We start from the raw sequence: 11,638 nt of genomic DNA, 5'->3' as shown, positions 1-11,638 counted from the left end.
AAAGAAAATAGAGTATCTTTAATTGATGTCCCCATCGTCTAGAGGCCTAGGACATCGCCCTTTCACGGCGGTAACCGGGGTTCGAATCCCCGTGGGGACGCCAATTAAAGATAACTTTATTAGATTATCTTACTGTTCTTTAAAAAATTGGAAACAAGCTGAAAACAAGAGATTTTCGAGAGAAAGTCTGAGTAGGCAAGACGGGAAAGTGAAAAGAGGGAACGGAGAAGGAAACTCTAAAAACAAAACCTGTTTTGCATAAAATCTTGATTGAACAAAAGCAATCAAGTGTTTAGTTGAATGAAAATACGCATCAAATTGACCGCACTTTGAAGTGAAAACTTAAAGTGATAGAAAACATTTGAGGTTGTATAGTTAAGTGACTAAGCGTACAAGGTGGATGCCTTGGCAATCAGAGGCGAAGAAGGACGTGCTAATCTGCGAAAAGCTTGGATGAGTCGATAAGAGGCGTTTAATCCAAGATATCCGAATGGGGAAACCCAGTAGATGAAGAATCTACTATCAACAAGTGAATTCATAGCTTGTTGAGGCAAACCGGGAGAACTGAAACATCTAAGTACCCCGAGGAAAAGAAATCAACCGAGATTTCGTCAGTAGCGGCGAGCGAAAGCGAAAGAGCCAGTAAGTGATAGCAGTATAGTTAGGAGAATGTGTTGGGAAGCACAATCAAAGAGGGTGATAATCCCGTATCTAAAAACCATATTGTGGTACTAAGCTAACGAGAAGTAGGGCGGGACACGTGATATCCTGTTTGAAGAAGGGGGGACCATCCTCCAAGGCTAAATACTCCTGATTGACCGATAGTGAACCAGTACTGTGAAGGAAAGGCGAAAAGAACCCCGGTGAGGGGAGTGAAATAGAACCTGAAACCTTGTACGTACAAGCAGTGGGAGCCCCATCACTTAATCCGATTGGAAGGTGATGAAAAGCAACCGCACTTAAACAATGGTAAGAGGAGCGAAGCGAGTCAAACCACCCAAAATAAGCAGTGGGATTAAGTGATGGGGTGACTGCGTACCTTTTGTATAATGGGTCAGCGACTTATATTTTGTAGCGAGGTTAACTGAATAGGGGAGCCGAAGGGAAACCGAGTCTTAACTGGGCGAGTAGTTGCAAGGTATAGACCCGAAACCCGGTGATCTAGCCATGGGCAGGTTGAAGGTTGGGTAACACTAACTGGAGGACCGAACCGACTAATGTTGAAAAATTAGCGGATGACTTGTGGCTGGGGGTGAAAGGCCAATCAAACCGGGAGATAGCTGGTTCTCCCCGAAATCTATTTAGGTAGAGCCTTGAGGTGACACCTTTGGGGGTAGAGCACTGTTTCGGCTAGGGGGCCATCCCGGCTTACCAACCCGATGCAAACTACGAATACCAAAGAGTGATACTCAGGAGACACACGGCGGGTGCTAACGTCCGTCGTGGAGAGGGAAACAACCCAGACCGCCAGCTAAGGTCCCCAAGTCTATATTAAGTGGGAAACGAAGTGGGAAGGCTTAGACAGCTAGGATGTTGGCTTAGAAGCAGCCATCATTTAAAGAAAGCGTAATAGCTCACTAGTCGAGTCGGCCTGCGCGGAAGATGTAACGGGGCTGAAATATAGCACCGAAGCTGCGGCATCAGGCGTATCACTAATACGCCTTACGATTAACAAGCTAGAATGGTGCGAAGCGACATGAAAGGTTGTTCAAGCAACCCGAACGTTGAGTCGGGCATCTTAGAGTGAGGATTATTAGTGATACGCCTGTTGGGTAGGGGAGCGTTGTGTAAGCGGAAGAAGGTTCATCGAGAGGTGGGCTGGACGTATCACAAGTGCGAATGCTGACATAAGTAACGATAAAACGGGTGAAAAACCCGTTCGCCGGAAGACCAAGGGTTCCTGTCCAACGTTAATCGGGGCAGGGTGAGTCGGCTCCTAAGGCGAGGCTGAAAAGCGTAGTCGATGGGAAACAGGTTAATATTCCTGTACTTGGTAAAGCTGCGATGTGGGGACGGAGTAGGTTAGGTTATCGCACTGTTGGATATGTGCGTTTAAGTTGGTAGGTGGGAAGTTTAGGCAAATCCGGACTTCCTTAACACAGAGAGATGATGACGAGGCTCTACGGAGCTGAAGTAACTGATACCACACTTCCAGGAAAAGCCACTAAGCGAAAGGCTTTACTAAACCGTACTGAAAACCGACACAGGTGGTCAGGTAGAGAATACTCAGGCGCTTGAGAGAACTCGGGTGAAGGAACTAGGCAAAATAGCACCGTAACTTCGGGAGAAGGTGCGCCGGCGTAGATTGTAAGGGCTAGCCCCTGAAGGTTGAACCGGTCGAAGATACCAGCTGGCTGCAACTGTTTATTAAAAACACAGCACTCTGCAAACACGAAAGTGGAGGTATAGGGTGTGATGCCTGCCCGGTGCTGGAAGGTTAATTGATGGTGTAATCGCAAGAGAAGCACCTGATCGAAGCCCCAGTAAACGGCGGCCGTAACTATAACGGTCCTAAGGTAGCGAAATTCCTTGTCGGGTAAGTTCCGACCTGCACGAATGGCATAATGATGGCCAGGCTGTCTCCACCCGAGACTCAGTGAAATTGAAATCGCCGTGAAGATGCGGTGTACCCGCGGCTAGACGGAAAGACCCCGTGAACCTTTACTATAGCTTGACACTGAACATTGAATTTTGATGTGTAGGATAGGTGGGAGCCTTTGAAGCAGTGACGCCAGTCATTGTGGAGGCGACCTTGAAATACCACCCTTTAACGTTTGATGTTCTAACGAAGATGACGAAACGTGGTCTCGGACAGTGTCTGGTGGGTAGTTTGACTGGGGCGGTCTCCTCCCAAAGCGTAACGGAGGAGCACGAAGGTTTGCTAATCACGGTCGGACATCGTGAGGTTAGTGCAATGGTATAAGCAAGCTTAACTGCGAGACAGACAAGTCGAGCAGGTACGAAAGTAGGTCATAGTGATCCGGTGGTTCTGAATGGAAGGGCCATCGCTCAACGGATAAAAGGTACTCCGGGGATAACAGGCTGATACCGCCCAAGAGTTCATATCGACGGCGGTGTTTGGCACCTCGATGTCGGCTCATCACATCCTGGGGCTGAAGTAGGTCCCAAGGGTATGGCTGTTCGCCATTTAAAGTGGTACGCGAGCTGGGTTTAGAACGTCGTGAGACAGTTCGGTCCCTATCTGCCGTGGGCGTAGGAGAATTGGTTGGGGCTGCTCCTAGTACGAGAGGACCGGAGTGGACGCACCACTGGTGTTCCGGTTGTGTCGCCAGACGCATTGCCGGGTAGCTAAGTGCGGAAGAGATAAGTGCTGAAAGCATCTAAGCACGAAACTTGCCAAGAGATGAGTTCTCCCAATCTAAGAGATTGTAAGGGTTGTTTAAGACTAAGACGTAGATAGGTCTGGTGTGTAAGTGTAGTGATACATTGAGCTAACAGATACTAATTGCCCGAGAGGCTTAACTATACAACGCTCAAGTGTTTTTGGGAGCTAAGTGAAGTAAGAGATGAAAAGCGAAGCAAATAAAAGTAGAGCGGAAACCGAAGTAAAAGACTAAACAAAGAAAAGTAAGTATAGAAGACTTAATAGAAAGAAAATTGAGTTTAGCTTGTGACCAATAAGAACGAGTGAAAGGTAGAGTAAAGACTGAGTAACGAGAGATAAAAGAGACGAGAGATAAAAGAAAAGACGAGTTATCAAAGAATTATCCTGGCGGCGATAGTGCGGTGGACCCACCTGAGACCATACCGAACTCAGAAGTGAAACGCTGTAATGCCGATGGTAGTGTGGGGTTTCCCCATGTGAGAGTAGGGCACCGCCAGGTTAGCAAATACTTATCTAAGTTAAATAAAAACAGAAGAACCCCGTGTCGAAAGATATGGGGTTTTTGTTTTTTACAAATAGATATACCTGAAAAGATTTTTCAAAACCCTATTTCTTTTTTACCTATGTCCTTCCTATCCTTCCCATTTTTATTATTCTAATCAGAACAAAAATAAAGTATTTTTCACTTTAGTATACTAAAGTCCTTAGATATTGACATATCTAAGGAAACATACTGCTAAGAAACAATTTAACTTTGGAGAGGTTTAGAATGGAAACGTCATACGAATTATTGAATCGAGTCGTGCAATCTAAAATTGTGATTTTAAAAGAAGAAGCCCATCTTTCAGACAAAGAACAAAAAGCTACCGTTTTGCTACATTACACAAAGCGAACGATTGATAAATCTATGAAAAGGATTATTGATGAAAATCCAGATTATCATATTATTTATCGATGTGAAATCAATGCGGTTATTTTGCATATCAAGGTTAAATAAGGAGAAGTTATGAATAATAATCAAGGGTTTGAAAATATTAAAACACAAATGTCTGAGTTTATTTCTCTTAAGAAAGAAATAGACAGAATAGAGTTTATTATTTATAGTACAATTTCCATTTCATTATTCTTTCTTCCTTGGAGTCAATCTTACTTACTGAGATACAATTTATTTGATGGTGATGTTAATTCAGTTATAGCTTGGGGATTGGTGATTGTTATGGTTACATCTACTATCGGCCTTATTATATTTTCAATTCAACGTTTAAATTCATTAAAATTAAATAGAAATATTGCTTATATCTTTCTATTTACCACTCTATTGCTTATGTTGATAAATATAATAACTCCTGCACTGGCTACTAAAGCTTATTCAGAAGTGTTTAATTATGAATTTTGGAATGGAATAGATAGGTTTGTTAGTAATATGACTGATTATTCTGAGATTCCTGCAACTATATTATCTTTTATTTCTACTATCTTGATTTTTCTATTATCCGTTTTAAAAGGTATTAATAAATAATTTTCATATCTCATGTATATCAGAAGTGAAACTCTGTAATTTCGATGGTAGTGTGGGGTTTCCCTATGTGAGAGTAGGGCACCGCCAGGTTACCAAATACTTATCTAGGTTAAATAAAAACAGAAGAACCCCGTGTCGAAAGATATGGGGTTTTAGCTTTTGGGAATCTACTCATTATTTAATCAAATAAGAGTCTAATTTTAATTTTCAATAAGTAAGTGATTTTTCAACTCATATGAAGTCACATTCCTATAAATGTTTTATTAGCTGTGCTATAATCCCGCTAAAATTCTACCCTTAAAAACAAGAGAAATTATGACCGCACTTAATGTATTAATTTATCCTGATGATCACTTAAAGGTTGTCTGTGAGCCTGTTACTGAAGTTAATGATGCAATTCGTAAAATTGTTGATGATATGTTTGACACGATGTACCAAGAGAAAGGTATTGGTTTAGCTGCACCTCAAGTAGATATTTTGCAACGTATTATTACTATTGATGTTGAAGGCGATAAACAGAATCAGTTTGTTTTGATTAACCCTGAAATTTTGGCTTCTGAAGGCGAAACGGGAATTGAAGAGGGGTGTTTATCCATTCCAGGGTTCCGTGCGTTGGTTCCTCGTAAAGAAAAAGTGACAGTGAGAGCGTTGGATCGTGACGGTAAAGAATTTACTTTAGATGCGGATGGTTTGCTTGCAATCTGTATTCAACACGAGATCGACCACCTTAACGGAATTTTATTTGTTGATTATCTTTCTCCACTTAAACGCCAACGTATTAAAGAAAAGTTAATTAAATATAAGAAGCAGATTGCGAAAAGCTAAAACGTAGGGTGGGCTTTAGCCCACCAATCATTTCAAAAAATGGTGGGCTAAAGCCCACCCTACTTCCTATCAATCACCATAACGTAGAACATTATGAAATCACTTAATATTATTTTTGCTGGTACGCCAGATTTTGCTGCACAGCATTTACAAGCTATTCTAAATTCTCAACATAATGTGATCGCTGTTTATACTCAACCTGATAAACCAGCAGGTCGCGGTAAGAAATTGCAAGCAAGCCCTGTCAAGCAACTTGCTGAGCAAAATAACATTTCCGTTTATCAACCTAAATCCTTACGTAAAGAAGAGGCACAGACTGAATTAAAAGCGTTAAATGCAGATGTAATGGTTGTTGTGGCTTATGGATTAATTTTACCGAAAGCTGTATTAGATGCCCCTCGTTTAGGTTGTTTGAATGTGCATGGTTCTATTCTTCCACGTTGGCGAGGAGCGGCACCCATTCAGCGTTCAATTTGGGCTGGTGATACACAAACTGGTGTAACCATTATGCAAATGGATGAAGGTTTAGATACAGGTGATATGTTACACAAAGTCTATTGTGATATTTTACCGACTGAAACTTCAACGAGTCTTTATAACAAACTGGCGGAGCTTGCTCCATCGGCGTTAATCGATGTTTTAGATAATCTTGAAAATGGTAAATTTATAGCCGAAAAACAAGATGACAGCCAAAGCAATTATGCAGAAAAACTTTCTAAAGAAGAGGCACAATTAGATTGGTCTCTTTCTGCAATGCAACTTGAGCGTAATATCCGTGCCTTTAATCCTTGGCCTATTGCTTATTTTTCAACAGAAGATAAGGATGGCAATGCTCAAACGTTAAAAGTATATCAAGCAGAAGTATTGCCTCATCAAGATAAACCAGCGGGAACTATTTTAAGTGCAGATAAAAATGGCATTCAAGTTGCCACTGTCGATGGCGTCTTAAACTTATTGCAATTACAACCCGCAGGTAAAAAGCCTATGTCTGCACAAGATTTATTAAATGGCCGTGCAGAGTGGTTTACTATTGGTAAGGTGCTTGCATAATGAAAAAATTCTCTTCTAAAACTATCAAAGTAAAAAATTCAGTAAAAATGACCGCACTTTCGACCAGGGCTATCGCAGCAAACTTAATTTTGCAAGTATTGGATGAGGGCAAATCCTTGTCAGCGTTAATCCCAGAAGTGCAACTTTCTGTAAAAGCTCAAGATTTGCCCTTGCTACAAGAAATTTGTTTTGGCGTGTGTCGAGTATTGCCTCGCTTAGAGCAAATTATCAAACGTCTTGTAGATAAACCGCTTAAAGGTAAAACTCGCATTGTTCATTGCCTGTTGCTTGTGGGATTATACCAATTGCTTTATATGCGAGTGCCTGCTCATGCGGCAGTTGATGAAGTTGTGAATGCAACAAAATCATTAAAATCTGATAGTTTTATAGGATTAGTGAATGCGGTTTTGCGTAGATTTTTACGTGAGCAAGATGAAATTTTGGCGATTATCGATAAAAATTGGCAAACGCTTCACCCTGAATGGTTCGTGAATAAATTAAAAAAAGCCTATCCGAATTGGCGTGAGATTATTGAGGCGAACAATCAGAAACCACCAATGTGGCTACGTGTGAATTCACAAAAAAACGCCCTTGAAACTTACCGCACTTTACTTGAAGAACAAGGTGTTTCTTCGAAAACAAGCCACCATCCTAATGCGCTATGTTTAGATATACCGATTGCGGTGCAAAAATTACCGCACTTTGAAGAAGGTGCTGTAACGGTACAAGATTTGAGTGCGCAATGGGCGGCAATGTTGCTTGAGCCTAAAAATGAGGAATGGATCCTCGATGCTTGCGCTGCACCCGGTGGTAAGACGACCCATATTTTAGAACTGGCACCTCAAGCTAATGTGATTGCATTAGATGTAGAATCTCATCGCTTAAAACGAGTAGAAGAAAATCTTGCACGTTTAAATCAGCAAGCGATAGTGGTTTGCGGCGATGCGAGTAAACCTGACGAATGGTTAGCTGAAATTGGTAAAAGTGCGGTGAAATTTGACCGAATTTTACTTGATGCACCTTGTTCTGCAACTGGAGTGATTCGCCGTCACCCCGATATAAAATGGTTACGTAAAGAAACCGATATCGCTCAGCTCGTTGAATTACAGAAGAAAATTCTGAGTGCGCTTTGGGAAAAACTTAAGCCAAATGGTGTTTTGCTTTATGCGACTTGTTCTGTATTGCCAGAAGAAAATTGCGAACAAATCCAAGCATTTTTAAATGCTCACGCGGATGCGGAGTTATTGCCGTTACCCTTTAGTGATGATAAAAGTGCGGTGGGTTTTCAATTCATTCCACAACCAAATAGTGGCGATGGGTTCTATTATGCTAAATTGCTTAAACGAGCATAAAGGAGAGCGATAATGAAAATTATCATTTTGGGTGCAGGTCAGGTAGGAACGACGCTTGCAGAAAACTTAGTCAGTGAAGATAACGATATTACCTTAGTGGATAATGAATCTCCTCAGTTACAAACATTGCAAGAAAAGCACGATTTGCGTGTGGTACAAGGCTCTCCATCATCTCCAAAAGTGCTTCGTGACGCAGGCGCGGCAGATGCCGATTTAATGGTTGCCGTGACAGCCTCCGATGAAATCAATATGGTCGCTTGCCAAATGGGCTATACATTATTTAATACGCCAACGCGAATTGCACGTATCCGTAATTCAGAATATTTACGTGAAAAAGACAAGTTGTTCAACAATGAAAATATACCTATTGATCATTTAATTTCGCCTGAAAATCTTGTCACTGATGAAATTACTCGTTTAATTGCTTATCCAGGCGCATTACAAGTTGCCCATTTTGCCAATAATCGTATTAGTATTGTTGTAGTGAAAGCTTATTATGGGGGGGCTTTGGTTGGATATGCACTTTCCGCATTTCGCGAACATATGCCACATATTGATTGTCGTATTATGTCTATTTTACGTAATGGCAAACCGATTCGTCCACAAGGCTCAACCATTGTAGAAGCTGGCGATGAAATCACGTTTATTTGCGCTACTGAACATATTAAGGCGGTAATGGGAGAGTTACAACGTTTGGAGAAACCTTATAAGCGAGTAATGATTGTTGGTGGAGGAAATGTTGCTTTTGGCGTAGCAAAACGTTTGGAAAATTCTTGTACTGTAAAGCTTATTGAACGAGATTCAAACAGAGCGCAAGCCTTAGCAGAAAAGTTGCCAAAAACGTTAGTATTTAATGGAGATGCCTCAGACCAAAACTTGCTTTTTGAAGAACATATTGAAAGTGTGGATGTATTTCTTTCATTAAGTAGCGACGATGAAGCGAATATTATGTCAGCTTTGTTAGCCAAGCGTTTAGGTGCGAAAAAAGCAATGGTACTGATTCAACGGATTGCTTATATTAATCTTATTCAGGGAGGCACGATTGATATTGCGGTTTCTCCACAACAAGTAACGATTTCTGCTTTGTTAGGTCACGTGCGTAAAGGCGATGTAAAAAATGTGGCAACATTACGACATGGCATTGCCGAAGCCATTGAAATTGTTGCACACGGTAATGTGAATACTTCAAATATAGTAGGGCGAAAAATTGGTGAGTTGCGTTTGCCGATGGGAACCATTATTGGTGCTTTATTACGAGGGAATGATGTAATTATTGCTCGTCGTCAAGTGATTATTGAAGAAGGCGATCATATAGTGATTTATTTGAGTGATAAGAAAAATGTGCCAGAAATTGAGAAATTATTCCAACCAAGCGCATTCTTTATTTAGTTTTTTTACTTTTCAGAGTGATTTATTATAATAGTCGCTCTTTTTATGTAATTTTTGAAGGGGAACATTATTATGAATTTTATTAAAGAATTTCGCGAATTTGCAATGCGTGGCAATGTCGTAGATATGGCTATCGGTGTGATTATTGGCAGCGCATTTGGCAAGATCGTAAGTTCACTTGTTAGTGATATTTTTACGCCCGTGTTGGGGATTTTAACTGGTGGTATTGATTTCAAAGATATGAAATTTGTATTAGCACAAGCACAAGGCGATGTTCCTGCTGTTACTTTAAATTATGGTTTGTTTATTCAAAATGTGATTGATTTTATTATTATTGCTTTTGCAATCTTTATGATGATCAAAGTAATCAATAAGGTAAGAAAACCAGAGGAGAAAAAAACTGCACCAAAGGCAGAAACATTGCTTACTGAAATCCGTGATTTATTAAAGAATAAATAATATTTAAAGAATGAAAGTTAGCAGAAATGCTGACTTTTTTTATTACTATTTTTTAAGCTATAATCAGCCCTCAATTTTAGGGAAATAAAATGGAAAAATATAATAAACTTCGCATTGAATGGGATTGTCGTCGAGGAATGCTGGAGTTAGATAAAATCATAATGCCTTTTTATTTGACGCATTTTCATGAATTAACAGATGACAAAAAAGATATTTTTATTCGCTTGTTAGAAAGTTCTGATTTGCAGTTGTTTTCGTGGTTTTTTAATCGTGTGAAATCACAAGATGTAGAGCTTCAAATGATGGTTGAATATATTCAAAAAGTGCAGAAAATCATCATAAATTAAAATTATTGATTAGCGAATGAACTTTTTTAACACGCTTTTGTCTGAACAAGCAACAAGAGCTTGCTGTCTTGATATTAAGGCGTGTTAGATATTGGCATGGGAGAAATATGGCTGAACAGCTAACAGATCAGGCTTTGGTAGAAAGAGTACAGCAAGGGGATAAAAAAGCCTTCAATTTGTTGGTTTCGCGTTATCAAAATAAAGTAGCAGGGCTTTTGACCCGATATGTATCGCGTAACGATATTCCTGATGTGGTGCAAGAATCCTTTATAAAGGCTTATCGCTCAATTGAATCTTTTCGTGGCGAAAGTGCTTTCTATACATGGCTTTATCGAATTGCCGTTAATACGGCAAAAAATTATTTAACGGCTCAAGGTCGCCGTCCACCAAATGAAGATATTTTGGCAGAAGATGCTGAAAATTATGATGTGGGAACACACCTTAGGGATGTGGATACACCCGAAAATGAGGTATTGTCTAGTGAGTTAGAAAGAATTGTTTTTGATACTATTCATAACTTACCAGAAGATTTAAAAACTGCGATTACGTTACGAGAGCTAGAAGGTTTAAGTTACGAAGAGATTGCAGAAATTATGGATTGTCCTGTTGGTACGGTTCGTTCCCGAATCTTCCGAGCAAGGGAAATGATCGAAAATAAAATTCAACCTCTAATGTAGAGCGAATAAAAATTGGAGTTTACTATGCAAAAAGAGCAGCTTTCAGCCTATATGGATGGCGAACAAGTCAAAACTGACTTGACAGATGCTTTATTAAGAGACGAAGAATTACAAGCGTCTTGGCATTCATTTCATACCGTTCGTTCAGTAATGCGTAAAGAAAGTGCGGTCTTTTTAGGGGGGGATTTTACCGCTAAAATGGCAGATTTGATTGAGTTAGAAGACGTGAAGAAAGTCGATGTCATTGCGGTGTCTCAACCTGAACCAGAAGATGCACATAATTCTGCATTTATGCAAAAATTAAAGGCATTTTTTGCGCCAATGACGCAAGTTGCTGTTGCTGCTGGTGTATGTTTAGTGGCAGTACTTGGTGTTCAATCTTTCAATAGTAAAAACGAAGCGTCTAATTTACCAGAAGTGCCAGTGTTGCAAACCTTGCCATTTAATAATGCAGTTCAAGAAATTAGCTATAATGCGCCAAGCAAAGATACATTGACTTCAGATCAGCTTGAGAAAAAAAGTCGTCGCATTGGCGCAATGTTGCAAAACTATGAATTGCAACGTCGTATGCACTCTGATGCTTTAGGTGTAAGTAGCAGTCAAGTAAGATAAATTGGTTTCCTTTGTTCAGATTATTGATTCACCACCTAATTGTTATTTAGTGTGGTGAATTT

At 40.2% G+C, this 11,638-nt stretch carries 10 protein-coding genes, 1 tRNA gene and 2 rRNA genes; all 13 read left to right on the top strand.

Annotated elements, in window-relative coordinates; genetic code table 11:
- Positions 1 to 27: 27 nt before the first annotated feature.
- Positions 28 to 103 (top strand) — tRNA-Glu (locus tag K6J66_RS01995).
- Positions 104 to 373: 270 nt separating this feature from the next.
- Positions 374 to 3,487 (top strand): 23S ribosomal RNA (locus K6J66_RS01990).
- Positions 3,488 to 3,729: 242 nt separating this feature from the next.
- Positions 3,730 to 3,845: ribosomal RNA gene (gene rrf / locus K6J66_RS01985) — 5S ribosomal RNA — on the top strand.
- 270 nt (positions 3,846 to 4,115) lie between these two features.
- A complete protein-coding gene (locus K6J66_RS01980; protein ID WP_005667093.1) occupies positions 4,116 to 4,343 on the top strand; it encodes a hypothetical protein in 228 nt (75 codons plus the stop codon).
- 9 nt (positions 4,344 to 4,352) lie between these two features.
- Entirely contained in the window at positions 4,353 to 4,865 is a 513-nt protein-coding gene (locus tag K6J66_RS01975; protein ID WP_038439503.1) for a hypothetical protein, read from the top strand.
- 315 nt (positions 4,866 to 5,180) lie between these two features.
- Positions 5,181 to 5,690, top strand: a complete 510-nt coding sequence (gene def / locus K6J66_RS01970; RefSeq protein ID WP_005630900.1) for a peptide deformylase — start codon at positions 5,181 to 5,183, stop codon at positions 5,688 to 5,690.
- 93 nt (positions 5,691 to 5,783) lie between these two features.
- Complete coding sequence (fmt, locus tag K6J66_RS01965) at positions 5,784 to 6,740, top strand: methionyl-tRNA formyltransferase (protein ID WP_038439504.1); 957 nt, start codon at positions 5,784 to 5,786, stop codon at positions 6,738 to 6,740.
- Positions 6,740 to 8,092 (top strand): 16S rRNA (cytosine(967)-C(5))-methyltransferase RsmB, encoded by a 1,353-nt coding sequence (gene rsmB, locus K6J66_RS01960; protein ID WP_038439505.1) that lies wholly within the window; start codon positions 6,740 to 6,742, stop codon positions 8,090 to 8,092. Before fmt ends, rsmB begins: the two co-directional genes overlap by 1 nt.
- A 12-nt stretch (positions 8,093 to 8,104) precedes the next feature.
- Complete coding sequence (trkA, locus tag K6J66_RS01955; RefSeq protein ID WP_005655192.1) at positions 8,105 to 9,481, top strand: Trk system potassium transporter TrkA; 1,377 nt, start codon at positions 8,105 to 8,107, stop codon at positions 9,479 to 9,481.
- Between the two features lie 72 nt (positions 9,482 to 9,553).
- Positions 9,554 to 9,940 carry a large-conductance mechanosensitive channel protein MscL gene (gene mscL, locus K6J66_RS01950; protein WP_005651263.1) on the top strand — a complete coding sequence of 129 codons (387 nt, stop codon included), beginning with the start codon at positions 9,554 to 9,556 and terminating at the stop codon, positions 9,938 to 9,940.
- 89 nt (positions 9,941 to 10,029) lie between these two features.
- Positions 10,030 to 10,287 carry an FAD assembly factor SdhE gene (locus K6J66_RS01945; protein ID WP_021034523.1) on the top strand — a complete coding sequence of 86 codons (258 nt, stop codon included), beginning with the start codon at positions 10,030 to 10,032 and terminating at the stop codon, positions 10,285 to 10,287.
- 107 nt (positions 10,288 to 10,394) lie between these two features.
- Positions 10,395 to 10,964, top strand: a complete 570-nt coding sequence (rpoE, locus tag K6J66_RS01940; protein ID WP_038439506.1) for an RNA polymerase sigma factor RpoE — start codon at positions 10,395 to 10,397, stop codon at positions 10,962 to 10,964.
- A gap of 24 nt (positions 10,965 to 10,988) precedes the next feature.
- Positions 10,989 to 11,576, top strand: coding sequence for a sigma-E factor negative regulatory protein (locus K6J66_RS01935; protein WP_005665534.1), 588 nt, complete (start codon positions 10,989 to 10,991; stop codon positions 11,574 to 11,576).
- Positions 11,577 to 11,638: the final 62 nt, after the last annotated feature.

It is taken from the genome of Haemophilus influenzae (genome assembly GCF_019703545.1).
Lineage (GTDB): Bacteria > Pseudomonadota > Gammaproteobacteria > Enterobacterales > Pasteurellaceae > Haemophilus > Haemophilus influenzae_E.
Note: the sequence above shows the minus strand (reverse complement) of the source record. Positions and strands in the feature narration are given on the sequence as shown.